Source organism: Amycolatopsis sp. NPDC003861 (assembly GCF_053605405.1).
Map to the genome: position 1 here is coordinate 1 of NZ_JBSGJD010000145.1, position 24,736 is coordinate 24,736.

The window sequence follows — 24,736 nt, forward strand, 5'->3', positions numbered from 1 at the left end:
TGGACGCACCGAACGCCACATTGGGTGCGCTGGACGCACCCAACGCCACATTGGGGCGCTTGGTGGTGAGCGGGTCAGGAGTCCTTGAGCGGGAAGCCGCCGCCGATGCCGCGCCAGGCGAGGTTGGCCGTCAGGGCCACTGCCTCCTCGCGGCTCATCGACTGGTGGTGGGCCAGCCAGAACCGGGCGCTGACCTGGCTCATCCCGACCAGCCCGACGGCCAGCAGCCGCGCCTTGTCCTCGTCGAGGCCCGCGTCCGCCGTGATTGTCTCGGTGATCGCGTCCACGCTCGCCGACGTCGCCCGGTCGACCGCTTCCTGGACCGCCGGCTCGCCGCGCAGGTCGGACTCGAAGACCATCCGGAACGCGCCCGCGTCGTTGCTCACGAAGTCGAAGAACGCGCCCACCGTCGCCGGCACGCGCTGCTTGTTCTCCGTCGTCGAGTCCAGCGCGTTCTGGACGCGCTTGACCAGCTCGTCGACGTGGCTCTCCAGCAGCGCGATGTACAGATCGAGCTTGCCGGGGAAGTGCTGGTACAGCACCGGCTTCGAGACGCCCGCGACCTCGGCGATCTCGTCCATCGCGGCGGCGTGGTAACCGTTTTCGGCGAAGACCCGTTGCGCCGCGGCGAGGAGCTGGGCCCGGCGCTCGGTCCGGGGCAGCCGCACCCCACGTTGCTGCAGCCGCGTCATCTCCGTCATGCTCATCCTCCCGTCATCGCTTCTTCGACGGGCGGGGTCGCCACCGCGTGAAGTCGCCCTGAAGATTACTCGCCGGTACGTGTGCCGCGCCAAGGGTCGGGCATTCTGGACCCGTGAAGACCCCCGTGCAGGCCCGGCCGCCGCTGACCCACGTGCCGCTCTCGAGCAGGGCCTTGCCGTCGCTCGACCCGGTCCCGCCGCCCTGGCCGGCGGCGTTCGAAGAGGTCGGCACCGCCCGGCTGCACGTCCGCCGCACGCCGGGTCCGGACGGCGTCCCGGCGGTGTACGTCCACGGCCTCGGCGGCTCGTCGACGAACTGGACCGACCTGGCCGCCCTGCTCTCGCCGGTCGCCGGCGGCACGGCGATCGACCTGCCGGGGTTCGGCTACTCCGAGCCCGAAGAGGGCTTCGACTTCACGCTCCAGGCGCACGCGGACGTCGTTGTAAAGCACGTCGAAGCGGTCGGCGCGCCGGTGCACCTGTTCGGCAACTCCATGGGCGGCGCCATCGCCCTGCTGGTCGCGGCCCAGAAGCCCGAGCTCGTGAAGACGCTGACGCTCATCTCGCCGGCGGTGCCGGACCTGCGGCTCGACCCGCGGCGGCTGTCGGACCCGCGGATGGCGTTCGCGTACCTGCCGCTGGTCGGCGCGCGGGTGCGGGCCCAGCTCGCCGCGCTCGGGCCGCGGGAACGCGCCGCGCAGGTCATCAAGCTGTGCTTCGCCGACCCGTCGCGGTTCCCCGAGAGCCGCCTCGACGAGCTGACCGAGGAACACGGCGCCCGCGCCGGGTTCGCCTGGGCCGCGCCCGCGATGGCGCGCAGCACGTTCGCCATCTTCCGGGCGTGGTCGACGCTCGGGAAGGCGTCGCTGTGGTCGGTCGCGCCGCTCGTCCAGGCGCCGACGCTGGTCGTCTGGGGCCGGGAAGACCGCGTCATCTCGGTGAAACGCGCGGTGCGGACCGCCCGGGCGATCCCGCGGGCCCGGCTGCTCGTGCTGCCGCGCACCGGCCACGTGGCGCAGATGGAACGCCCGGCCGTCGTCGCGAAGGCCGTGCTGGGCATGTGGGAGCACGTCGAAGCGGGCACCTGGTGACCCGATCGGGGGGCGGCGGGTTCACTCGATGATCCGCCAGTCGGCGCGAGCGGTGCCTCGCCGCTGTGGCACCCTGGTGCGGTGGACCGGGTGAAGCAGGACGCGCGAGGCGAAGATCGGCGGACGCCCCACCGCGCGTCGGCCCGCCGGACGCCGGACGCCGAGGACCACCCCCGCACCGGGCAGTACCGCCCGGCGAAGGCGCCGTCCCAGCGCGCCGGCGAGGACCGCTACCGCTCGGGCAGCCGCCGGACCAGCGCCGAGCCGCTGAGCGCCTCCTGGAAGCCGGAGGTGCCGGTCGCGCGGGAGGAGGCGGACCCGCCGTCGAAGTCCGGCCTGGGGAAGCTGACCAAGACCTACGGCTGGCGCGTCTACGCGCTGCCGATCCTGGTGGTGCTGACCGTGCTCGTCGTGGTCAACACGGCCAACAGCCCGGCCCAGCCGATCGCCGAGGAGGGCCCCGGCGCCTCCGCGCCCGGCGTCGAGTCGGCGGGCGGCGACTCCTCCGGCGGCGCGATCGACGGCAACGGCGAGCAGCCCATCCCGGAGAACCCGGCCACCCCGGTCGACCTGAAGGTGCCGACCGCCGACCTGCCGGAGGGCATCCCGTTCACGCAGGCGGGTGCGGGCAAGTGGCACGTCGTCCCGGGCAGCGGCCCGAAGATCGGCAACGGGAAGCTCTACACCTACACCGTCGAGGTCGAGGACGGCATCGACCCGGCGAGCTACGCCGGTGACGACGCCTTCGCCACGGCCGTCCAGGGCACGCTGTCGAACCCGGCCCAGGGCTGGACCTGGGACGGCAAGATCGCGTTCCAGCGGGTGGACGCCAACTTCCCGAACCCGTCGTTCCGGGTGAGCCTGACCACGCCGGAGACCACGCACCGGCCGGACGCCTGCGGGTTCCAGATCAAGTTCGAGGCCTCCTGCTACCGCAAGAGCCTCGGCCGGGTGCTGATCAACCTGGCCCGCTGGGTGCGCGGCGCCAAGGCCTACGGCCCCGACATGACGGGGTACCGGCAGTACGCCATCAACCACGAGGTCGGGCACGCGCTGGGCAACCAGCACGTCGGCTGCGGCGGCACCGACCAGCCGGCGCCGGTGATGATGCAGCAGTCCTTCGGCGTCAACGACGACTACGTGGCGATGCTCAACGACATCCCCGGCGGCGACAAGGGCAAGGTGGCCAAGGACGGCCGCATCTGCAAGACCAACTCCTGGCCCAACCCCACCCCGCAGTAGGGGCCGTCCCACGATCCGGACGTGGGAAGGCTTATTTGCCTGCGCGCGTTGTGCATAGTGGGATGGACGCGATACGCGCGCGAGATGGAGGACCCATGTCAGCACTGCCGCCGCTCGTCGAGCCGGCTGCCGAGCTCACCAAGGAAGAGGTGGCCCGGTACAGCCGTCACCTGATCATCCCCGACGTCGGGGTGACCGGGCAGAAGCGGCTGAAGAACGCGAAGGTCCTGGTGATCGGGGCCGGCGGCCTCGGCAGCCCCGCGCTGCTGTACCTGGCCGCCGCCGGGGTCGGCACGCTCGGCATCGTCGACTTCGACGTGGTGGACGAGTCGAACCTGCAGCGCCAGGTCATCCACGGCCAGTCCGACGTCGGCAAGCTCAAGGCCGCGTCCGCGCAGGAGTCGATCGCCGAGATCAACCCGCTGGTCAAGGTGCACCTGCACACCGACCGGCTCGACTCGTCGAACGCGCTGGAGATCTTCGAGCAGTACGACCTGATCGTCGACGGCACCGACAACTTCGCCACGCGCTACCTGGTCAACGACGCCGCGGTGCTCCTGGGCAAGCCGTACGTCTGGGGCTCGATCTTCCGGTTCGAAGGCCAGGTCAGCGTGTTCTGGGAGGACGCGCCGAACGGCAAGGGCCTCAACTACCGCGACCTCTACCCGGAGCCGCCGCCCCCGGGCATGGTCCCCTCCTGCGCCGAGGGTGGCGTGCTGGGCGTGCTGTGCGCGTCCATCGGCTCGATCATGGTGACCGAGGCGATCAAGCTCATCACCGGCATCGGCGAGCCGCTGCTCGGCCGCCTGATCAGCTACGACGCGCTGGAGATGAAGTACCGCGAGGTCAAGATCCGCAAGGACCCGGACACGCCGAAGATCACCGAGCTGATCGACTACGAGGCGTTCTGCGGTGTGGTTTCGGACGAGGCGGCGTCGGCCGCGTCGGGCAGCACGATCACCCCGGCGGAGCTCAAGGCCAAGTTCGACAGCGGCGAGAACTTCGCGCTGATCGACGTCCGCGAGCCGCACGAGTACGAGATCGTCAACATCAAGGGCGCGACGCTGATCCCGAAGGACCGGATCCTCTCGGGTGAGGCGCTGGCCGAGCTGCCGCAGGACAAGCCGATCGTCCTGCACTGCAAGTCCGGTGCCCGGTCCGCCGAGGCCCTCGCCGCCCTGCACGCGGCCGGCTTCAAGGACGCGACGCACCTCGGCGGCGGCGTGCTCGCCTGGGCGAAGCAGATCGACCCGAGCCTGCCGACCTACTGACAGTGTGTTTTGCCCGGCCGGGAAACCGCGTGTGAGCAGCGAGTCTTCTCATTCGTGGAACACCCGGCCGGGTAACGTCACGGCTCGTGCGGTCAACCCTCGAACGTCCCCCGGCGCACGTCTGCGCGGCCTTCGGCGGCCCCGCTGACCAAGGTGAACGCCTGCCGGATTCGACGGCGTGGCGCTGCGGCGACCTGGTGCTCAAGCCGGTCACCGACAAGGTCCGGACACTGTGGACCGCGCACGCACTCGACTACGTCCGCGAGCCGGGGTTGCGGGTCGGCAAGCCGGTCCGTTCGACGGACGGCCGCTGGATCGTCGGCGGCTGGACGGCGTCGAGGTTCGTCCCGGGCACGCACGAGCACCGCGGAGACGCTTCGGTGCTGGCGGCGGTGAAACTGCACCGCGCCACGGTCGGCCTGCCCCGGCCGGAGTTCCTCGACGCCCGCACGGACGTGGACGCGGTGGCGGACCGTGTCGCGTGGGAAGAGGCCGACGTCCCCCTGGCGGAGACGAAGGGCGGCCGCTGGTTCGAGGTCCTCGCGGGTGCCCGCAGGCCGATCCGGTTGCCGTCGCAGGTCGCCCACGGCGAGCTGCTGGCGGGGCTCCTGTTCGACGGAGACGCCGGCCCCGGCCTGGTCGATTTCGTCCCGTACTACCGCCCGGGCGAGTACGGCGCGGCGATCGTCGCGGTGGACGCGCTGGCTTGGGGCGGCGCGGGGCGGGACCTGCTCGAACGGTGGGCCCACCTGCCGGAGTGGCCGCAGCTGCTGTTGCGTGCGGTGCTGTTCCGGTTGGCCTCGAATGCACTGAACCCGAGGTCGACCCAAGCATCGCTGGACGGCCTGCGCGCGGCGGCGCGCGAGGTATCCGGCGTCTTGTGACCCACGTCCCAAGTACCCGTGTCACCTCCGGAAAGGACCGCTGACCTCCCGACTCCCGCCAGGTGGACACGGATCTCACCGGCCGGGCGGCGGAAACACCGCCGCAATGTCAACTGCCTGAAACATTCGGTCGAATCCGGTTAACAAGGCCTCCTTAGCGTCAGGGCACGCCCGAAACGCCGAGGAGGTGCCCGATGCCGCAGGTCGACACCCACTGCCCGTACTGCGCCCTGCAGTGCGGGATGAGCCTCGACGGCACCCGCGTCACCCCGCGGGACTTCCCGGTCAACGCCGGCGGCCTGTGCCAGAAGGGCTGGACGTCCGGCAGCCTCCTCACCAGCCCGAAGCGGCTGACCACCCCGATGCTGCGCGTCAACGGCGCGCTCGAGCCGGTCAGCTGGGACTTCGCCCTCGACCACGTCGCCCGCAAGCTCCGCGAAACGCAGGCGAACCACGGTCCGGACGGCGTCGCGATCTTCGGCGGCGGCGGGCTGACCAACGAAAAGGCCTACCTGCTCGGCAAGTTCGCCCGGGTCGCGCTCGGCACCTCGCAGATCGACTACAACGGCCGGTGGTGCATGTCCTCGGCCGCCGCCGCGGGGATCAAGGCCTTCGGCGCGGACCGCGGGATGCCGTTCCCGGTCACCGATCTCAAGAACGCCGACGTCGTGCTGCTCGCCGGGGCGAACCCGGCCGAGACGATGCCGCCGTTCACCCAGCACCTGCGCGGCACCGACCTGATCGTCGTCGACCCGCGGCGCACCCCGACCGCCGAGCTGGCGAGCCTGCACCTGGCCCCCGCGCCCGGCACGGATCTCGCGCTGGCGCTGGGTATCCTGCACGCCGTCGTCGAAGGCGGCCACCTCGACCAGTCCTATGTGGACGACCGAACCAGCGGGTTCGCCGACGTGTGGCGGATCGCGGCGAGCTGGTGGCCGGAGCGGGCCGAGCGCGTCACCGGGGTCTCGGCCGCCGACCTGCGGCTCGCCGCCGAGAAGCTCGCCGGTGCGCGCAACGCCTACGTCCTCACCGCCCGCGGCACCGAGCAGCACGCCACCGGCACCGCGACCGTCGGTGCCTGGATCAACCTCGCCCTCGGCCTCGGCCTGCCCGGCCGCCCGGGCTCCGGCTACGGCTGCCTCACCGGCCAGGGCAACGGCCAAGGCGGACGCGAGCACGGCCAGAAGGCCGACCAGCTGCCCGGCTACCGCAAGCTCGACGACCCCGCCGCGCGCGCGTACGTCGCCGGGGTCTGGGGTGTGGACGCCGAAAGCCTGCCCGGGCCCGGCCGCTCGGCCACCGAACTGCTCGAAGCGCTCGGCCAGGAGAACGGCCCCAAGGCGCTGATGGTGTTCGGCAGCAACGTCGTCGTCTCGGCGCCGCGCTCACAACGGGTCCAGGATCGACTGTCCGAACTGGACTTTCTGGTCGTCGCCGACTTCGTGCTGTCGGAGACCGCGGCGCTCGCCGACGTCGTCCTGCCGGTCACCCAGTGGGCCGAGGAGGACGGCACGCTCACCAACCTCGAAGGCCGGATCCTGCTGCGGCGCAGGGCGTTGACCCCGCCGCCGGGCGTCCGGTCCGACCTCGACGTCCTCCACGGCCTCGCGCTCCGGCTGGGCCAGCCCGGAGGCCGGTTCCCGACCGACGCCGAGACGGTGTTCGAGGAGCTGCGGGTCGCGTCCAAGGGTGGCATCGCCGACTACTCCGGCGTCAGTTACGACCGGCTCCGCAGCGGCGAGGCCCTGCACTGGCCGGTCCCCGGGAACGACCACCCCGGCACCCCGCGGATGTTCCTCGACGCCTTCGCCCACCCGGACGGCCGCGCGCGGTTCACGCCGGTCGAGCACACCGGCCCGGCCGAACTCCCGGACGACGAGTTCCCCTTGCAGGCCACCACCGGCCGCGTCCTGCAGCATTACCAGTCGGGCGCCCAGACGCGGCTGATCGGCGAGCTCAACGAGGTCGTCCCGGAGGCGTTCGTCGAGGTCCACCCGGACACCGCCAAGCGCGCCGGGCTCGAAGAAGGCGACCGGGCGTTGATCCGCTCCCGGCGCGGCGAAACAGTCGCGCGGGTCCGGTTCGCGCAGAGCCTCAAGCCCGACCTCGTCTTCCTGCCGTTCCACTTCCCGGGTGAGCAGCGCGCCAACCTGTTCACCAACCCGGCGCTCGACCCGGTTTCCCGGATGCCGGAGTTCAAGGTGTGTGCCGTGTCCTTGTCTACAGTGGATGGTGCCGCATGACCCCCCGTGAAGTCGTCATCGTCGGCTACGGCATGGCCGGCGCCCGGCTCGCCGACGAAATCCGCCGCCGTGACCCGATCGCCGAGCGCGTCCGCCTGACCGTCCTCGGTGCCGAAAAGCACGCCGCCTACAACCGGGTCCTGCTGTCCGCCGTCGTCGCGGGCGGGATGAGCGCCGAAAGCGTCCGCCTGCACGACGACGAATGGGCCCAGCGCCACAACATCGACCTCCGGCTCGGTGTCGACGTCGCCCGCATCGACCGCGAGAAGCGCTGTGTCGAGCTGGCCGACGGCTCCTCCGCCGACTACGACGCCCTGGTGCTCGCCACCGGCGCGAACCCGTGGATCCCGCCGGTCGAAGGCCTCGAAGCCGGGCCCGGGGTGGTCGCCTTCCGCAGCCTCGACGACTGCGCCAAGATCCTCGATGCCGCCCGCTTCGGCGCGCCGGTCGCGGTGCTCGGCGGCGGCCTGCTCGGCCTCGAAGCCGCCCGCGGGCTGGCCGGGCGCGGCAACCAGGTGACCGTCGTGCACCCGCTGGGGCACGTCATGGAACGCCAGCTCGACCCGGCTGCCGGCCACGTGCTGGCCCGGCAGCTCACCGAGATGGGCGTGACGTTCAAGTTCGGCGCGACCGCGGCCCGCTACCTGCCCGGCGACGGGCTCAAGCTCGACGACGGCAGCCTCGTCCCGGCCGATCTGGTCGTGGTCGCGGCCGGCGTCCGCGCCGAGACGAGCCTGGCCGCCGAAGCCGGCCTCGACGTCGACCTGGGCATCCTGGTCGACGACGTCCTGCGCACCAGCGACGGCCGTATCCACGCCCTCGGCGACTGCGCCCGCCACCCTGGCGCCCCGGCCGGGCTCATCCAGCCCGCCTGGGAGCAGGCCGAAGTCCTCGCCGACGTCCTGACCGGGACGAACGCGGCGGCCCGCTACCGCGGCACCACGGCCGTCACCCGGCTCAAGGCCCGCGGCATCGACCTCGCCGCGCTCGGCGAGACCCAGCTCGAAGCATCCGACAACGGCGCCGAGGTGCTCACCTTCAACGACCCGACCGGTGGCCGGTACGGCAAGCTCGTCGTCCGCGAAAACCGCGTCACCGGGGCGATCCTGCTCGGCCTGCCCGACGCGGCCGCCACCATCACCCAGTTCCACGACCGCGGGACGCCGTTGCCGGAAGACCGGCTCGCCGTCCTGCTCGGCCGCGCGCTGCCCAGCGGCAGCACCACGGCGGCCAGCCCGGGCGACCTGCCCGCGGCGGCGGTGATCTGCCGCTGCAACAACGTCACCAAGGGCCGGCTGATCGAGGCCTGGAAGGCCGGGGCCACCGACACTCCCGCACTGGCGCGGGCCACGCGAGCGACCACGGGATGCGGCGGGTGCACCGACACCGTCGGCGGCATCGCGAACTGGCTCGCCGCGCAATGACCGACCCGACCCGCACTGAGGAGACCGCCGTGGCGCACCAAGGAAAACACTGGATCGAGCACTGGGAACCCGAGAACGAAGCGTTCTGGGAGTCGACGGGCAAGAAGGTCGCCCGCCGCAACCTGTGGTTCTCGGTCTTCGCCGAGCACATCGGCTTCTCGATCTGGACCCTCTGGTCGGTCATCGTCCTGTTCATGGGCAAGGACTACGGCTTCTCCGCCGCCGACAAGTTCCTCCTCGTCTCGACGCCGACGCTGATCGGCGGCCTGATGCGGCTGCCCTACACGTTCGCCGTGGCGAAGTTCGGCGGCCGCAACTGGACGGTCGTCTCGGCCGTGCTGCTGCTGATCCCGACCACGCTGGCCGCGATCGTGCTGCACCCCGGCACGTCGCTCGGCACCTTCCTGATCGTCGCCGCCCTCGGCGGGGTGGGCGGCGGCAACTTCGCCTCGTCGATGACGAACATCAACGCCTTCTACCCCGAGAAGCACAAGGGCTGGGCGCTGGGTCTCAACGCCGGCGGCGGCAACCTCGGTGTCGCGGCGATCCAGCTGGTCGGGCTGCTGGTGATCGGCACGGCGGGCGCGACCGCACCCCGGCTGGTGCTGTTCATCTACCTGCCGCTGATCGTCGTCGCGGCGCTGTGCGCGTACTTCTTCATGGACAACCTCGCCACCATGAAGGGCGACACGAAGGCGATGCGCGAGGTCGTCAAGGACCCGCACACCTGGGTGATGTCGTTCCTGTACGTCGGCACGTTCGGCTCGTTCATCGGCTACAGCTTCGCCTTCGGCCTGGTCCTGCAGAACCAGTTCGGCCGCACCCCGCTGCAGGCGGCCGCGGTGACGTTCCTCGGCCCGCTGCTCGGCTCGTTCTCCCGGCCCACCGGCGGCTGGCTGGCCGACCGCATCGGCGGCGGCAAGGTCACCTTCGCCACCTTCACCGGCATGGCGCTGGCCACGGTGGTGCTGATTCTCGCCTCGACGTCGAAGTCCCTGACGCTGTTCACGATCGCCTTCATCGTGCTGTTCGTGCTCACCGGCATCGGCAACGGCTCGACGTACAAGATGATCCCGGCCATCTTCCGCGCCAAGGCGAAGGTCGCCATCGCCAACGGCGCCGAGGAGACGGCCGAGCTGCTCAAGGCGCGGCGGCTGTCCGGTGCGCTGATCGGCCTGGCCGGCGCGATTGGTGCCGAGGGTGGCCTCTTCATCAACCTGGCGTTCCGGCAGTCGTTCGCCGACGCGAAGAGCGGCGTGCCCGCCTTCATCGGATTCCTCGTCTTCTACGGGCTCTGCTTCGCCGTCACCTGGGCGGTCTACCTGCGCAAGCCCGCCGAACAGCCCACGAGTGAGCGCGGTCTGGCGCTCGCGGGAGCGGAGGTCTGAGATGCCCACCCTGGTCGTCGCCGGACACGGCATGGTCGCCCACCGGCTCGTGGAGGCGGTGCGTGCGGAAGACCCTTCGGGGACCTGGCACATCGTCGTCCTGTCCGAGGAGCCGCGCCCGGCGTACGACCGGGTGGCGCTCACGTCCTATGTGGACACCTGGGACCCGGCCACGCTGGCCCTCCCCGGCTCGGACTACGCCGGCGACCCGCACGTCGACCTCCGGCTCGGTGACCTGGCGGTATCGGTGGACCGCTCGGCCAAGACGGTCACCACGGCCTCCGGCGACGTCGTCTCCTACGACGCGCTGGTGCTGGCCACCGGCTCGCGGCCGTTCGTGCCGCCGGTGCCCGGGCACGACCTGGCCGGCTGCTTCGTCTACCGGACCATCGAGGACCTCGACGCGATCCGCGCCGCCGCGGTCGACAAGCCCGGCCGCGGCCGCCGCTCGGCCGTCGTCATCGGCGGTGGCCTGCTCGGCCTGGAGGCCGCGAAGGCACTGCGGGACATGGGCCTGTCCCCGCACGTCGTGGAGATGGCGCCGCGGCTGATGCCGCTGCAGGTCGACGAAGGCGGCGGCGCGCTGCTGCGGCGGCTGATCACGAACCTGGACGTCACCGTCCACACGGGAACGTCCACCGACGCGATCGAGGCCGACGGCTCGCGGCTGCTGGCCAAGCTCGGCAACGGCACCGAGCTGGACGTCGACCTGGTCGTGTTCTCCGCCGGTGTCCGGCCGCGCGACGACCTGGCCCGCCAGTCCGGCTTGGACCTCGGCCCACGCGGCGGCGTGCTGACCGATGCCTCCTGCCGCACCGGCGACCCGGCGATCTACGCGATCGGCGAGTGCGCCGCGGTCGAGGGCCGCGTGTACGGCATCGTGGCGCCCGGTTACGCGATGGCGGAGATCGTCGCCGCGCAGCTCACCGGTGGCGGCGGGACGTTCCCGGAGCCGGACACGTCCACGAAGCTGAAGCTGATGGGCGTCGACGTCGCTTCCTTCGGGGACGCCCACGCGACCACCGTGGGCGCCCTGGAAGTCGCCGTCAACGACGCGGTCGCCGGGACGTACAAGAAGCTCGTGGTCACCGACGACGGCAAGACGCTGCTCGGCGGCGTGCTCGTCGGCGACGCGACCGAATACAACACGCTGCGCGCGCTGGTCGGCCGTCCGCTGCCGGCCGAGCCGGGCGCGATCCTCGCCCCGGCGGGCGGCGGCGCCGCGGTCGGCGTCGACGCGCTGCCGGACGCGGCGCAGATCTGCTCGTGCAACGCCGTCTCCAAGGGCGCGATCACGACGGCCATCCACGAGGACGGCTGCGACACCGTCCCCAAGCTGAAGGCGTGCACCCGGGCGGGCACCGCCTGCGGGTCGTGCGTCCCGCTGCTGTCCAAGCTGCTCACCGCGGCCGGCGTCGAGCAGTCGAAGGCCGTCTGCGAGCACTTCCCGCAGTCGCGCGCGGAGCTGTTCGAGATCGTCCAGGCGACCCGGATCACCACGTTCAGCGAGCTCATCGCCCGCTACGGCGCGGGCAGCGGCTGCGCGATCTGCAAGCCGGCGGTGGCGTCCATCCTGGCCACCCTCGGCAACGGGCACGTGCTCGGCGGCGAGCAGATGACGTTGCAGGACACCAACGACCGGTACCTGGCGAACCTGCAGCGCAACGGCACGTACTCGGTGGTCCCGCGGATCCCCGGCGGCGAGATCACGCCGGAGAAGCTGATCGTGATCGGCGAGGTGGCGCGTGACTTCGGGCTGTACACCAAGATCACCGGCGGCCAGCGGATCGACCTGTTCGGCGCGACCGTGGACCAGCTGCCGCTGATCTGGCGGCGGCTCGTCGACGCCGGGTTCGAGTCCGGCCACGCCTACGGCAAGGCGCTGCGCACGGTGAAGTCGTGCGTCGGGTCGACGTGGTGCCGCTACGGCGTGCAGGACAGTGTCGGTCTCGCGATCGAGCTGGAGCTGCGCTATCGCGGCCTGCGCTCGCCGCACAAGCTGAAGTCGGCGGTGTCCGGGTGCGCCCGGGAGTGCGCCGAGGCGCGGAGCAAGGACTTCGGGATCATCGCCACGGAGAACGGCTGGAACCTCTACGTCGGCGGCAACGGCGGCACCACCCCGCGGCACGCCGACCTGCTCGTGTCCGATGTGGACACCGCGGCGCTGATTCGCACGATCGACCGGTTCCTGATGTTCTACGTGCGCACCGCCGACCGGCTGCAGCGGACCGCGCCCTGGATCGAGGAGCTGGAGGGCGGGCTCGACCACCTGCGCGCGGTGATCGTCGACGACTCGCTCGGCATCTGCGAGGACCTCGACGCGGCGATGGCCAAGCACGTCGACAACTACGCCGACGAGTGGAAGGGCGTCCTGGAGGACCCGGAGAAGCTGGCCCGGTTCTCCTCCTTCGTCAACGCGCCGGGCGCGCCCGACCCGGCCATCTCGTTCCGTTCCGAGCGGGACCAGAAGGTGCCCGTCATGCTGGGAGTTCCGGAGGTGCGGCGATGACCACGTCGATCGAACGGACCTGGACGGCGGTCTGCCCCGTCGGCGCGGTGCCCGAGTACGCCGGGGTGGCGGCGCTGCTCGGCGACGGCGTCCAGGTGGCGATCTTCCGGCTGCCCGGCGACCGGCTGTACGCGCTGTCCAACTGGGACCCGTGCAGCGGCGCGGCGGTGCTCTCGCGCGGCATCGTCGGCGACGCGGATGGTGTGCCGGTGGTGGCGTCGCCGGTGTACAAGGAGCGGTTCGCCCTCGAAACCGGCCAGTGCCTGGACGCTCCGGACGTTTCGGTGCCGGTGTACGAGGTGCGCGTGCGGGAAGGCGTCGTCGAAGTGGAGAGCCCGTGAGCGATGTGCTCCCACTGGCCGGTTTCGTGATCGGCATCACCGCGGCGCGCCGGGCTGACGAGCTCGGCGCGCTGCTGGTGCGCAAGGGGGCGAGCGTCCGGTACGGGCCGGCGATCCGGATCGTGCCGCTGACCGACGACCGGGAGCTGCACGCGGCGACGTCGGCGCTGCTGGCGGCGCCGGTCGACGCGGTCGTCGCGACCACCGGCATCGGCTTCCGCGGCTGGCTGGAGGCGGCCGAGGGCTGGGGGCTGGGGGATTCGCTGCTGGACCGGCTGTCGACGGCGTCGTTGCTGGCCCGCGGGCCGAAGGTGACCGGCGCGCTGCGGGCGGCCGGGCTGTCGGAGTCGTACTCACCGGCGTCGGAGAGCAACGCGGAGCTGCTGCAGCACCTGCTGTCGTCGGGGGTCGACGGGCTGCGCATCGCGGTTCAGCTGCACGGGGAGCCGCTGCCGTACTTCGTGGACACGCTGCGCGCGGCGGGCGCCGAGGTGATCGAGATCCCGGTGTACCGCTGGGTCGGCCCGGTGGACCCGGGCCCGGTGGACCGCCTGCTCGACGGCGTCCTGGACGGCTCGATCCACGCGCTCCCGTTCACCAGCGCGCCGGCGGCTGCGTCGCTCATCGCGCTGGCCCGCCGCACGGGCCGGCTGCCGGGGCTCGTCACGGCGCTGTCCGGCCCGGTGGTGGCCGCGTGCGTCGGCCCCATCACGGCTGGACCGTTGGCTGCGTTGGGGGTGCCGACGGTCCAGCCCCACCGCGCGCGCATCGGGGCGCTGGCCCGCACGGTGGCGGAGACCCTGGTCGCGCGTTCGCCGCGCCTGCGCGCGGGAGGACGTTCGATCGAGCTGCGCGGCCAGGCGGCCATCGTGGACGGCGAGTGGCGCGAAGTGGCGCCCGCGCCGATGGCGTTGTTGCGGGCACTGGCGGCGTCGCCGGGGCGGGTGGTGTCGCGGCGCGAGCTGATCTCGGCGTTGCCCGGGGGCGGCGAGGAGCACGCGGTGGAGACGGCGATCGGCCGGCTGCGGACGTCGCTCGGCGGCGGGAAGGTGGTCCAGACGGTGGTGAAGCGCGGATACCGGCTGGCGGTCGACGCCTGAGGAGCGGGTCAGCCCTGTCAGGGGCCGTGTCAGCGCGGTGGCCTTCCGGTGTCAGCGGGGGCGGCGAAGGTGGGTTCACACACCGAGCCAAGGAGAATCCGATGCAGAAGTTCACCACCCCCGCCCCGATCACCACCGCCCTCGCCATCCCGGCCGGCCGCGTCCGCTTCGTCGCTGCCGACGGGCCCGACACCGTCGTCCAGGTCCTGCCCGCCGACCCGGCGAAGAACCGCGACGTGAAGGCGGCCTCGGAGGCGTCCGTGTCGTTCGACGACGGCGTCCTGCGCATCTCGCTCGAGGCGAAGAACCAGTACTTCGGCCCGTCCGGGGCGCTCGACGTGACGGTCTCGCTGCCGGCGGGCTCGTCGGTCGAGGCCAAGGCGGCGAGCGTCTCGTTGCGGGGCGTCGGACGCCTCGGTGACGTCACGGTCTCGGGAGCGCACGGCGAGGTCGTCTTCGACGAGGCGGCAAGCTTCCGGGTGACGGCCCACGCGGGCGACATCTCGGTGGGCCGCCTGACGGGCCCGGCGGAGATCACCACGGGCAAGGGCGACATCCGCATCGCCGAGGCGGCGAGCGGGACGCTGGTGCTGAGCACCCAGGCGGGCAACATCACGGTGGCAGCGGCACCGGGCGTCTCGGCATCGTTGGACGCGGGGACGACGTACGGCCGGATCCGCAACGCGCTGAAGAACGAGGGAACGCCGGGGTTGGCCATCCAGGCGACCACGTCCTACGGCGACATCGACGCCCACAGCCTGTGAGGCCGGTCCTGGAGCGCCCCCGATGTGGCGTTGGTGGCTTCTGCGAACGCCACATCGGGTGCGCGGGACGCACCGAACGCCACATTGGGGCGCTGGGGATGGACCGAAATTGTCGGTGCCCGCTGGTAGCGTGGAAAACGGGGGGCGCCCCCGCGGCCGTGGTCAGCCGGCCCAGGTGACTGCGTGCTTCTCGAAGCCCCGCGCCGCCGCCACCCGGGCCGCCTCGGCCTCCGCCTCCTCGCGCAGTGCCGGGCGCAGCGGATCGAACGCCGTCACCGTGAACGTCAGTTTCGCCCCGCTGCCCTTCGTGCGCCACGTTCCCGCGATGTCGCCGTCCGCCAGCAGCACGCCCGGGTTGCCCAGCATCTTCCAGACTTCCTTGCGCCGCAACGGGTCCGGGACCAGCATCCCCTTGTCCCGCGCCTGGATGAACGGGTCCAGCGGTGGCAGCAGCCGCACCGCGTCCGGCTCCGGCGGGTTTTCCAGCGCCGGGAGCCGGTCCTCCGGCAAGTACCGCGTCTTGCCCTCGACCTGCACCGGGACCAAGCCCTCCGGCCACGTGCGGTCGACCACCGCGCGCGCCGTGCCCGCGAACTCCGCCGCGTCGCCCGGGGAGGCCGGGCCGTTCACCCTCAAGTAGCGCTCGATCACCGCCGTCGCCGCGGCCGGGTCCGGGGTCTTGCGCATTCGCCCGCGGCCTTCCAGCGGAGCCAGCGTTGCCGGCGATGCCCCCGTCACCAGGCGGACTCCGGCGTGCGGCGTCGCGATGCGCATCAGCTGCTCCTGGATGTGCGTCGCGTTGCAACCCCGGCACCACCGCGAGAACGACGGCGGCAACACCTTCGTGACCGCCGTCGACACCGCGCCCTTCGACATCGGTTTCGTGACGACCTTCCGGAGCGCGCCCGCCGCCGTGAAGACCACCTCGGTCGCGGCCAGTCCCGTTGCCGCCATTTCCTTGCGCTGCCACAACATCCGGGCCAGCGCGTCCGCGTCGTCCAAGGGCACCAGCGCCCGGATCGCCTCCGGCAGGTCCGAACGCAGGTGGTAGTGCGGCGCGCCCCGCAACGTCCAGGCCAGGACGAGCCGCTCGTCGTCGAGGAGCACAGGGGCGTCGAGCCGGGCCACCAGGGCGAGCAGCGCGGTGTCGCGCATGCTGTCCTGCAGCCCGGCCCGGACCACGGCGAGGTCGGCGACGTCCTTCGCCGAGCGGTGCAGGCCGTGCTCGGCGATGCGGTAGGCGAGTACCTGACGGCGGTCCACGTGCGGCTCCTAGAACGCGTACTCGAAGGTGTAGCCCATCTTGTCCTCGCCCATGGCACCGCCGGACGTGCCGCTGCCGCCGAGCCCGGTCAGCTCGCCGGTGCCCGAGCCGGGGACGACGGTGAACGTCGAGGCGAAGCCCTTGGTGTCGAAGGTGTACTCGTGGCGGATGACGAACGTCCCTTCGCGACCCTCGACCTTACCCTCGAACCGCTCGAAGCCCGGGGCCGTCGTCCCGCCGCTTTCGTACCCTTCGCCGACGTAGAACAGCAGCAGGTCGCCGGTCGATTCGCCCTCCATGACCCCTTCGTACACGAAAGTGGTGTGCGCGTACGCCACCCGCGGGCCGCCTTCGGCGCCGCTGACGATCTTCTCTTCCCAGTTCTTCGCGGTGAATGCGTTCATGGGGACCACCCTGCCGGGCATACCTGTCAGCTCGTGTCAGGTATTTCTGCCAGAATCGGGACGTGCGCGCGAGCCGTCTCCTGTCCGTCCTCCTGCTGCTGCAGAACCGCGGCCGGATGACGGCCGAGGAGCTGGCCGAGGAGCTCGAAGTCTCGGTGCGCACGGTGTACCGGGACATCGACGCGCTCTCGGCGTCCGGCGTCCCGGTGTACGCCGACCGCGGCCGCACGGGCGGCTACCGGCTGGTCGACGGCTACCGCACCCGGCTCACCGGGATGACCGAGGAAGAGGCCCAGTCGCTGTCGCTGGCCGGGCTGCCGGTGGCGGCGGCCGAACTCGGGCTCGGCACGGTGCTGGCGGCGGCGCAGCTCAAGCTGTACGCCGCGCTGCCGGCCGAGCTGCGCGATCGCGCCGGCCGCGTCGCCGAGCGGTTCTACCTGGACGTCCCGGGCTGGCACCGGGGCATCGAGAGCCTGCCGACGCTGTCGGCGATCGCCGACGCCGTGTGGTCGTCGCACCGGATCCGGATCCGCTACGAACGCTGGGGGCAGCGGGTCGTCGAACGGGACCTGGAGCCGCTCGGGCTGATCCTCAAGGCGGGCAACTGGTATCTCGCCGGCCGCTGCGAGGGCACCGACCGGACGTACCGGATCTCGCGGGTGCTGGAGCTGACCGACCTCGGCGAGGTCTTCGAGCGGCCGGCCGGCTTCGACCTCGCGCGGTACTGGCAGGAGTGGTCCGAGCAGTTCGAACGCCGGATGTACCCGCGCGTCGCGGTGGTGCGCCTTTCGCCGCGGGCGCAGGCCCTCGTACCGTTCTACGGAGGTTCCGTCGGCGCCCGCGCGTTGCGCGACTGCCGGAACGAGCCCGACGCGGACGGCTGGCTCACCGTGGAGCTGCCGGTGGAGCCGGGCGAACCGGCCATCGGCGAGCTGCTGCGCTTCGGGCCGCACCTGGAGGTCCTGGAACCGGCGGACCTCCGGGCGGAGCTGGCCGAGGCGATCAAGGAGATGGGCGCGTTCTATGGGTGAGCTGAGCGGGATCGCCATCGGGGTCACGGCCGAGCGGCGAGCGGGCGAATTCATCGCGGCCCTCGAACGCCACGGCGCCGAGGTCCGCCACGCGCCGACGATCACCATCGTGCCCCTGGACAGCGACCCGGCGTTGCGCGCGGGCACCGAGGCGGTCCTGGCGGAGCCGGTCGGCTGCACGGTGGTCACCACGGGCGCCGGTTTCCGCGGCTGGCTCGAGGCGGCCGAGGGCTGGGGCCTGCGCGATCGGCTCGTGGCGGCGCTGGGGGAGTCGCGGATCTACGCCCGCGGCCCGAAGGCGGTGGGCGCGGTCCGCGGCGCCGGCCTGCGCGAGTCCTTCTCGGCCGCGTCGGAGTCGAACGCCGAGCTGTTCGGGGCGCTGGCCTCGGCCGGGGTGGCCGGCGAGCGGGTCGCCGTCCAGCTGCACGGAACGCCGCTGCCGGAGCTCACGGACCCCCTCGTGCAGGCCGGCGCCTCCCTGGTGGAGGTGCAGCCGTACCGCTGGCATTCCCCGCCGGACGTCACCCCGGTGTACGACCTGATCGACGCGATCATCGCGGGCGAGCTGGCCGCGTTGGCCTTCACGAGCGCCCCGGCCGCGGCGAACTTCCTGACCCTGGCGCGCACGTCCGGGCACTACGACGACCTGCTGACGGCCCTGCGCGGCCCACTGGTGTGCGCATGCGTCGGCCCGGTGACGGCGGCCCCCCTGGAGGCGGCGGGCATCGAGACGCTGCAGCCGGACCGCCAGCGCCTGGGTGCCCTGGTGAAGCTCCTGGCCACGAAGCTCGGCAAGGAGTAGCCCGCCCGCTTGCGCGAACTCAAGTCAGTCGTCGGCCAGGGCTTCGCCTGCCTCCGCCGCCCGGACTGCCTCGCGGCCGGCTGCTTCCTCGCTCATCCCGAGCCGCCAGTAGCCCGTGAAGCAGATCAGCCGCTTGTCCACCTCGCGCTCGCGCACCAGGTGGCGCCGGACCGACTTCACCACGCCCGCCTCGCCGGACACCCACGCATACGGCGTCCCGCCCGGGAACGCCGCGCCGCGCAGCGCCTCCAGCAACGCCTCGCCCAGCGGCCGTGACCCGCGCAGCACCCAGTGGACCTCCACCGCTCCGCGCGTCTCGAACACCTGCCTGTCCGCGCGGTCCGCCAGCTCGACGTACACCGCGGCGCGCGCGCCCGGCGGGAGCTGCTCGATGATCGCGCCGATCGCCGGCAGCGCCGTCTCGTCGCCCACCAGCAGCTGCCAGTCGCAGCCCTCCGGCGGCGCGTACAGCCCGTACGGCCCGGTGAACGTCACGCGGTCGCCCGGTGTCGCCCGCGACGCCCACGCCGAGGCCGGCCCGGTGTCGCCGTGCAGCACGAAGTCGACGTCGATCTCCGCCGCGGCCGGGCGGTGGGCCCGGACCGTGTACGTGCGCATCGGCGGCCGGACGCCGTCCGGCATCGCCAGGTACGTGCGGTACCAGGACATGACATCGGAAGCCGTCTCCGGCAGCACCGGCGCTTCCTGCCCCGGCAGCGGGAAGAACACCTTGACGTACTGGTCGGGCGCCCCGGCCGGCACGTCGCGGAAGCTCTCCGCGGCGAACGTCACGCGCACGAGGTGCGGCGTGACCGGCCGGACGACGGTCACCCGCGCCCGGTGGTAGGTCAGGGCAGGTCGCTCCAGCTGGGTCGTCATTAGGCGAGGCTAACCTAACGACATGGGTTCAGAACAGTCCTTCGGGCCCGTGGTCCTCCTCTCCGTCCGGCTTCCACCGGTACTTCCGCAGGTCGATGCGCTGGCCGTCGGCCAGGACACCCTCGGCGCGCAACCGCTCCAGCTGGTCGTGGACCAGGTGCGGCGCCGGGGTGCCGTTCGCGCGCAGGATGCGGTGCCACGGAAGGTCGTGCCCGTCCTCGGCCAGGATCGCGCCGACCATCCGCGGCGACGGCGCCCCCGCGAGGGAGGCGATGTCGCCGTACGTCGCCACCGTGCCGGCCGGCACCGACTCGATGATCTCCCGCACGCGCTCGTGCAGAACGTCGTCCATACCGACACTGTGCCGGACAGGTACGACATTTTTCGGGGGTTCGGGTGGCGGAGCCCCCGGCTTGGGCGGAGCCCCAGATGTCACTGACACTTTTCGCAACCATCCACCGCACGCTGCGGCGCCTTCGCCGAACGGACCCCCGCTAAGCCGTGCCGGTGCGCCACCCGGGGGACCGGGCGTGGTTCCATCGCGGGGTGAACGGGAGGCGAACGGCGCAGGCGGACGCGCGGCTGGTGCGCACGCCGGTCACCGCCACACCCTCGTTCACCTGGGACGAAGGCGCGCGGCGCGTGCTCTCCGCACCCGGTGGGTTCCTCCGCGTGCTCGGCGGCCCGGGCACCGGCAAGACGGCACTGCTGGCCTCGGCCGCCACCCGCCGCATCGCCGAGGGCGCCGACCCGGAGAGCGTCCTCGTGCTCACCACGTCCCGCAAGTCCGCCGACGCGCTGCGCGCCGACATCACCCGGCGGCTCACCGCTGACCCCGATCTGGCGCGGCCGCTGCCCCGGACCGTCCGCGAGCCGCTCGTCCGCACCGTGCACTCCTACGCCTACTCGCTGCTGCGGCTGGAGGCGATGGCCGAAGAGCTCCCGCCGCCGCGGTTGCTGGCCGGCGCCGAACAGGACGTCGTCGTCCGCGAGCTGCTGGCCGGCGACCTCGACGAAGAGGCCGAGTACTGGCCCGAGCAGCTGCGGCCCGCCCTGATGGTCCCCGGCTTCGCCGAGGAGCTGCGTGACCTGCTGATGCGCGCGGCCGAGCGCGGCCTCGGCCCCGGGGACCTCGCCGAGCTGGGCCGCCGCCGCGGCCGCGAGGAGTGGATCGCCGCCGGGGAGTTCTGGGCGCAGTACGAAGAAGTCACGCAGCTGCAGGGCGCGGGCGGCAACGCCCTCGGCGTCGCGAGCGCGCCCGCCCTCGACGCCGCCGAGCTCGTCACCTCCGCGCTGCTCGCCCTCGAAGACGACGACGAACTGCGCGAACGCGAGCGCACCCGCGTCCGGCACCTGTTCGTCGACGACGCCCACCACCTCGACCCGCTGCAGACCAGCCTGGTCCGGGTGATCGGGCACACCGCGGCCGAGTTCGTCGTGGCCGGCGACCCCGACCAGAACGTGTTCTCCTTCCGCGGCGCGGACGCGCGCCTGTTCGCCGACGCGGACCCGGACGGCAGCCGGACCGTCACGCTCACCACGGCCCACCGGCTCGCCCCGGCCGTCCGGCTCGCGGTGGCCAAGATCGGCGCGACGCTGCCGGGCGCGTCGCCGCACCGCAAGATCGTCCCGCCTCGCGGCGCCACCGGCGGCAACGTCCGCGTCCGGGTCATGCCGACGCCCGCCGCCGAGGCGAGCTGGATCGCCGACCAGCTGCGTCGCGCGCACCTCGTCGACGGCGTGCCGTGGTCGGAGATCGCGGTGCTCGTCCGGTCGCCCGCGCGGACTTTCCTGGTCCTGCAACGCGCGTTGCGCGCGGCGGGCGTCCCGATCGGGTCGGCGACCGAGGAACTGCCGCTGGCCAAGCAGCCCGCGGTGCGGCCGCTGCTGGCCGTGCTGAAGCTCGCGCCGTCGCCCGAGCTCCTCGACGTCGACCTCGCGGAAATGCTGCTTTCGTCGGCCCTCGGCGGCGCGGATCCCTTGGCGCTGCGGCGGTTGCGGCGCGGCCTGCGCCGGCTCGAACTGGCCGGCGGCGGCCAGCGGTCGAGCGACGAACTGCTCGTGGAAGCGTTGCGCGGCGGCGACATCCTGGCCGGGCTCGCCGACGCCGAGGCCGAGCCGGTGCGGCGCGTCGGCGGGCTGCTGCGCGTCACGCACCAGGCCGTCGCGCGCGGCGAGGGCGTCGAGCAGGTGCTGTGGCAGCTGTGGCGGGAGAGCGGGCTGCAGGACAAGCTGCTGAAGCAGGTCGAGCGCGGCGGGTCGCTGGGGGCGCAGGCCGATCGCGACCTCGACGCCGTCGTCGCGCTGTTCGACGCCGCGGGCCGGTACGTCGACCGGCTGCCGCGCGCGAGCGTCGCCTCCTTCGCGGATTACCTTGGCGCGCAACGGATCGCCGGTGACACGCTGGCGCCGGCGGCCGTCCCGTCCGACGGTGTCTCGCTGCTCACCGCGCACGCTGCCGCCGGTCGCGAGTGGACGGTCGTCGCCGTCGCCGGGGTGCAGGAGGGCGCGTGGCCGGACCTGCGGCTGCGCGGGTCGGTGCTCGGGGTGGAGCGGCTCAAGGACCTGATGGCCGGGGTCGACGACGACGCCGTCTCCCAGACCGCGCCGATCCTCGCCGAGGAGCGGCGCCTGTTCTACCTCGCGCTGAGCCGGGCGAAGCGGACGTTGCTGGTCACGGCGGTTTCGGGCGAGGACGAGCAGCCGTCCCGGTTCCTCGACGACCTGGAGGAGAACGGCGCCGACGACGGCGGGCTCGACTCGCGGATGAAGCCGCCCGGCCGGTCGCTGGTGCTCGCCGAGTTGGTGGGAGAGCTGCGCGAGGTCGTCTGCGACGACAAGGCCGACCCCGCGCGCCGGCGTCGGGCGGCGAAGCAGCTGGCCCGCCTGGCCGACGCGCGCGTGCCCGGCGCGCACCCGTCGACGTGGTACGGCCTGCTGCCGGCGTCCAGCGACGAGCCGGTGCACCCGCCGGGTGACCTGATCCGGATCTCACCGTCCACAGTGGAAATCCTGACGAAGTGCCCGCTGCGCTGGATGATCGAGCGCCACGGCGGCAGCGACCCGGCCCAGCTTGCGGCGGTGACGGGGACGCTGGTGCACGGGCTCGCCCAGGCGGTGGCGTCCGGTTCGACGGACGCGGAGCTGCAGGCCGCGCTGGACGAAGCGTGGGTGCGCGTCGACGCCGGGGCGCCGTGGTTTTCGCGGCGGGAGCGGCGGCGGGTCGAGCAGATGCTGCGGAACTTCACGACGTGGCTGGAGCGCAGCCGGGCGGAGCTCAAGGAAGCCGGGGTCGAGCAGGACATCGAGGTCGAGTTGCCGGCCGGGGGCGCGGACGAGGTCCGGGTGCTCCTGCGCGGACGGGTCGACCGGGTGGAGCTCGACGCCGAGGGGCGGCCCGTGATCGTGGACATCAAGACGGGCAAGGTCCCGGTGTCCGGGGCGGAGGCCGAGGCGCACCCGCAGCTGGCGGCGTACCAGCTGGCGGTGCTGCTGGGGGCGATCGAGGGCCGGACCGAGGCGGGTGGCGCGCGGCTCGTGTATGTGGCGAAGGCGAACAACAAGACGGGAGCGACGGAGCGGTCCCAGCCGCCGCTCGACGAGGTGGGCGGCAAGCAGTGGCTGGAGCTGGTCCAGAAGGCGGCGGCCTCGGCGGCGGGGCCGGACTACCAGGCCCAGGAGAACCCGGACTGCGACCGCTGCCCGGCCCGCGGGTGCTGCCCGCTCCGGCCCGAGGGGCGGCAGGTGCCGGGGCCGTGAACGATCTGGTTAGTTCGGCTGGGGTGGGGCGGGGCCGGCTGGGCGGCGGGTTTGTGGACTATCCGGTGAGTTCGTTGGCCGCGTGGGGTCGGCTGGGTGCGCGGCTTGTGAACGATCTGGTTAGTTCAGGCGCGGTGGCGTGGCGCTGGCTGGGCGGCGGGCTTGTGGACTATCCGGTGAGTTCATCCCCGGCCCGCGGCCCGCGTCTCCGAGGGGCGCGTTCATGAGCCCGCTCGTCATCGCCAACCCCGTCGAGCCCGCCGAACTCGCCGATGCGCTCGGGCTGCACCGCCCCACGCCCGAACAAGCCACCGTCATCGCCGCGCCCGTCGAACCCTCCCTCGTCGTCGCCGGGGCCGGGGCCGGGAAGACCGAAACCATGGCCGCGCGGGTCGTCTGGCTCGTCGCCAACGGAATCGTCAGCCCCGACCGCGTCCTCGGCCTCACCTTCACCCGCAAAGCCGCGCGCCAGCTCGGCGAACGCGTCCGCGCGCGCCTGCGCCGCCTCGCCGGGTCCGGCCTCCTCGACCGCCTCGACCCGACCGGCGGCCTGCGGTCGACCGTGGTCGCCGGCGAACCCACCGTCCTCACCTACCACGCCTACGCCGGCCGCCTGCTGTCCGAACACGGCCTGCGCCTGCCCGTCCAGCCCGGCGTCCGGCTGCTCTCCGAAACGTCGTCGTGGCAGATCGCGCACCGCGTGGTGTCCACTTGGGACAACGAACTCGACACCGACCGCGTGCCGCCGACCGTCACCGCCGACCTCCTCGCGCTGGCCGGCGAGCTCGGCGAGCACCTCGTCTCCACCGAAGAGCTCGCCGAGTACACGACGTGGCTGTGCAACGTCATCGAAAACGCCCCGCGCGCCAAGGGACAACGAGCCGCGCTGCCGCAGAAGCTCACCGAAATCATGGCCGCGCAACACTTCCGGCTCGCCCTCCTCCCGCTCGTCGACGACTACCACCGCCGCAAGCGCAACGAAGGCGCGCTCGACTTCGCCGATCAGATGTCCCTCGCGGCCCAGCTGGCCGGCGGGTACCCGTCGGTCGTGCGCGGCGAACGGGAGCGCTACGGCGCCGTCCTCCTCGACGAATACCAGGACACCGGACACGCCCAGCGCGTGCTGCTGCGGGCGCTGTTCGGCGGCGTCGAGAACCCGCCGATGCCGGTCACCGCCGTCGGCGACCCCGCGCAGGCCATCTACGGCTGGCGCGGCGCCAGCGCCGCCAACCTGCCCCGGTTCACCACGGACTTCCCGCGCTTCGACGGCGAACGGCTCGTCCCCGCGCACGAATTCGGGCTGCTGACCAGCTTCCGCAACCCGCCGGAGATCCTCGACCTCGCGAACGCGATCGCCGAACCGTTGCGCGCCCGCGGCCTCGGCGTCGAACGGCTGCGGGCGCGCGACGGCGCCGGGCCCGCGGACCTCGCCTGTGCGCTGCTGCCGGACATCCGCGCCGAACGCGCGTGGGTCGCCGACGCGCTCGCCCGGCGCTGGTACGCCCACCAGGAAGAAACCGGCAAGCCGCCGACCGCCGCGGTGCTGGTCCGGCGCCGCGCCGACATGGCGCCGATCGCCGCCGAACTGCGGGCGCGCGGGCTGCCCGTCGAGGTCGTCGGGCTCGGCGGGCTGCTGGAC

20 protein-coding genes are annotated in these 24,736 nt (G+C 72.7%); 15 read left to right on the forward strand and 5 right to left on the reverse strand.

The features are described from left to right. Window positions 1-74: 74 nt before the first annotated feature. Window positions 75-701 carry a TetR/AcrR family transcriptional regulator gene (locus tag ACWEVN_RS30100; RefSeq protein ID WP_003095505.1) on the reverse strand — a complete coding sequence of 209 codons (627 nt, stop codon included), beginning with the start codon at window positions 699-701 and terminating at the stop codon, window positions 75-77. Window positions 702-814: 113 nt separating this feature from the next. On the opposite strand from ACWEVN_RS30100, the gene ACWEVN_RS30105 reads away from it, so the two are divergent. The 11 genes from ACWEVN_RS30105 to ACWEVN_RS30155 all read left to right on the forward strand — a co-directional run bounded on the left by ACWEVN_RS30105 (window position 815) and on the right by ACWEVN_RS30155 (window position 14,958). Beyond that, window positions 815-1,792: an alpha/beta fold hydrolase gene (locus tag ACWEVN_RS30105; RefSeq protein ID WP_452053530.1), complete on the forward strand. Its 978-nt coding sequence runs from the start codon at window positions 815-817 to the stop codon at window positions 1,790-1,792. 81 nt (window positions 1,793-1,873) lie between these two features. Next, window positions 1,874-3,034, forward strand: a complete 1,161-nt coding sequence (locus ACWEVN_RS30110; protein ID WP_452053531.1) for a DUF3152 domain-containing protein — start codon at window positions 1,874-1,876, stop codon at window positions 3,032-3,034. Window positions 3,035-3,129: 95 nt separating this feature from the next. Next, entirely contained in the window at window positions 3,130-4,305 is a 1,176-nt protein-coding gene (moeZ, locus tag ACWEVN_RS30115) for an adenylyltransferase/sulfurtransferase MoeZ (RefSeq protein ID WP_449665983.1), read from the forward strand. Between the two features lie 86 nt (window positions 4,306-4,391). Next, a complete protein-coding gene (locus ACWEVN_RS30120) occupies window positions 4,392-5,189 on the forward strand; it encodes a TIGR02569 family protein (RefSeq protein ID WP_452053532.1) in 798 nt (265 codons plus the stop codon). Window positions 5,190-5,383: 194 nt separating this feature from the next. After that, on the forward strand, window positions 5,384-7,432 hold the full coding sequence (locus ACWEVN_RS30125) for a molybdopterin oxidoreductase family protein (protein WP_452053533.1): 2,049 nt from the start codon (window positions 5,384-5,386) through the stop codon (window positions 7,430-7,432). Beyond that, on the forward strand, window positions 7,429-8,856 hold the full coding sequence (locus ACWEVN_RS30130; protein WP_449683721.1) for an FAD-dependent oxidoreductase: 1,428 nt from the start codon (window positions 7,429-7,431) through the stop codon (window positions 8,854-8,856). Before ACWEVN_RS30125 ends, ACWEVN_RS30130 begins: the two co-directional genes overlap by 4 nt. Continuing rightward, window positions 8,853-10,244: a nitrate/nitrite transporter gene (locus ACWEVN_RS30135; RefSeq protein ID WP_449683722.1), complete on the forward strand. Its 1,392-nt coding sequence runs from the start codon at window positions 8,853-8,855 to the stop codon at window positions 10,242-10,244. The genes ACWEVN_RS30130 and ACWEVN_RS30135 overlap by 4 nt, the downstream gene beginning before the upstream one ends. Window position 10,245: 1 nt before the next feature. After that, window positions 10,246-12,753, forward strand: coding sequence for a nitrite reductase large subunit NirB (gene nirB / locus ACWEVN_RS30140; RefSeq protein ID WP_452053534.1), 2,508 nt, complete (start codon window positions 10,246-10,248; stop codon window positions 12,751-12,753). Continuing rightward, window positions 12,750-13,094: a nitrite reductase small subunit NirD gene (nirD, locus tag ACWEVN_RS30145; RefSeq protein WP_449683724.1), complete on the forward strand. Its 345-nt coding sequence runs from the start codon at window positions 12,750-12,752 to the stop codon at window positions 13,092-13,094. Before nirB ends, nirD begins: the two co-directional genes overlap by 4 nt. Then, entirely contained in the window at window positions 13,091-14,194 is a 1,104-nt protein-coding gene (locus tag ACWEVN_RS30150) for a uroporphyrinogen-III synthase (RefSeq protein ID WP_452053535.1), read from the forward strand. The genes nirD and ACWEVN_RS30150 overlap by 4 nt, the downstream gene beginning before the upstream one ends. Window positions 14,195-14,295: 101 nt before the next feature. Beyond that, complete coding sequence (locus ACWEVN_RS30155; protein ID WP_449683726.1) at window positions 14,296-14,958, forward strand: DUF4097 family beta strand repeat-containing protein; 663 nt, start codon at window positions 14,296-14,298, stop codon at window positions 14,956-14,958. A gap of 162 nt (window positions 14,959-15,120) precedes the next feature. Here the strand turns inward: ACWEVN_RS30155 and ACWEVN_RS30160 are convergent, their stop codons facing one another. Together ACWEVN_RS30160 and ACWEVN_RS30165 are read right to left on the reverse strand one after the other, a co-directional pair. Further along, window positions 15,121-16,221, reverse strand: coding sequence for a DNA glycosylase AlkZ-like family protein (locus ACWEVN_RS30160; protein ID WP_452053536.1), 1,101 nt, complete (start codon window positions 16,219-16,221; stop codon window positions 15,121-15,123). 9 nt (window positions 16,222-16,230) lie between these two features. Continuing rightward, window positions 16,231-16,626, reverse strand: coding sequence for a DUF3224 domain-containing protein (locus ACWEVN_RS30165; RefSeq protein WP_452053537.1), 396 nt, complete (start codon window positions 16,624-16,626; stop codon window positions 16,231-16,233). A 62-nt stretch (window positions 16,627-16,688) separates the two neighbouring features. On the opposite strand from ACWEVN_RS30165, the gene ACWEVN_RS30170 reads away from it, so the two are divergent. Beyond that, on the forward strand, window positions 16,689-17,657 hold the full coding sequence (locus ACWEVN_RS30170) for a helix-turn-helix transcriptional regulator (protein ID WP_452053538.1): 969 nt from the start codon (window positions 16,689-16,691) through the stop codon (window positions 17,655-17,657). After that, window positions 17,650-18,459, forward strand: coding sequence for a uroporphyrinogen-III synthase (locus ACWEVN_RS30175; protein WP_452053539.1), 810 nt, complete (start codon window positions 17,650-17,652; stop codon window positions 18,457-18,459). Before ACWEVN_RS30170 ends, ACWEVN_RS30175 begins: the two co-directional genes overlap by 8 nt. Before the next feature lie 24 nt (window positions 18,460-18,483). On the opposite strand, the gene ACWEVN_RS30180 is transcribed toward ACWEVN_RS30175, so the two are convergent. Continuing rightward, a complete protein-coding gene (locus tag ACWEVN_RS30180) occupies window positions 18,484-19,338 on the reverse strand; it encodes a siderophore-interacting protein (RefSeq protein WP_452053540.1) in 855 nt (284 codons plus the stop codon). 28 nt (window positions 19,339-19,366) lie between these two features. Next, entirely contained in the window at window positions 19,367-19,690 is a 324-nt protein-coding gene (locus ACWEVN_RS30185; RefSeq protein ID WP_449683732.1) for an MGMT family protein, read from the reverse strand. A 233-nt stretch (window positions 19,691-19,923) separates the two neighbouring features. On the opposite strand from ACWEVN_RS30185, the gene ACWEVN_RS30190 reads away from it, so the two are divergent. Both ACWEVN_RS30190 and ACWEVN_RS30195 read left to right on the forward strand, forming a co-directional pair. Beyond that, entirely contained in the window at window positions 19,924-23,097 is a 3,174-nt protein-coding gene (locus ACWEVN_RS30190; protein WP_452053542.1) for an ATP-dependent helicase, read from the forward strand. A gap of 223 nt (window positions 23,098-23,320) precedes the next feature. Next, on the forward strand, window positions 23,321-24,736 hold a 1,416-nt coding region (locus tag ACWEVN_RS30195), incomplete at its 3' end, for an ATP-dependent helicase (protein WP_452053541.1).

Coding starts and splice junctions, on each gene's coding strand:
- ACWEVN_RS30185 (WP_449683732.1), bottom strand. CDS start 19,690: ATGGACGACGTTCTGCACGAGCGCGTGCGGGAGATCATCGAGTCGGTG.
- ACWEVN_RS30135 (WP_449683722.1), top strand. CDS start 8,853: ATGACCGACCCGACCCGCACTGAGGAGACCGCCGTGGCGCACCAAGGA.
- ACWEVN_RS30180 (WP_452053540.1), bottom strand. CDS start 19,338: ATGACGACCCAGCTGGAGCGACCTGCCCTGACCTACCACCGGGCGCGG.
- ACWEVN_RS30165 (WP_452053537.1), bottom strand. CDS start 16,626: ATGAACGCATTCACCGCGAAGAACTGGGAAGAGAAGATCGTCAGCGGC.
- nirD (WP_449683724.1), top strand. CDS start 12,750: ATGACCACGTCGATCGAACGGACCTGGACGGCGGTCTGCCCCGTCGGC.
- nirB (WP_452053534.1), top strand. CDS start 10,246: ATGCCCACCCTGGTCGTCGCCGGACACGGCATGGTCGCCCACCGGCTC.
- ACWEVN_RS30125 (WP_452053533.1), top strand. CDS start 5,384: ATGCCGCAGGTCGACACCCACTGCCCGTACTGCGCCCTGCAGTGCGGG.
- ACWEVN_RS30130 (WP_449683721.1), top strand. CDS start 7,429: ATGACCCCCCGTGAAGTCGTCATCGTCGGCTACGGCATGGCCGGCGCC.
- ACWEVN_RS30100 (WP_003095505.1), bottom strand. CDS start 701: ATGACGGAGATGACGCGGCTGCAGCAACGTGGGGTGCGGCTGCCCCGG.
- moeZ (WP_449665983.1), top strand. CDS start 3,130: ATGTCAGCACTGCCGCCGCTCGTCGAGCCGGCTGCCGAGCTCACCAAG.
- ACWEVN_RS30175 (WP_452053539.1), top strand. CDS start 17,650: ATGGGTGAGCTGAGCGGGATCGCCATCGGGGTCACGGCCGAGCGGCGA.
- ACWEVN_RS30155 (WP_449683726.1), top strand. CDS start 14,296: ATGCAGAAGTTCACCACCCCCGCCCCGATCACCACCGCCCTCGCCATC.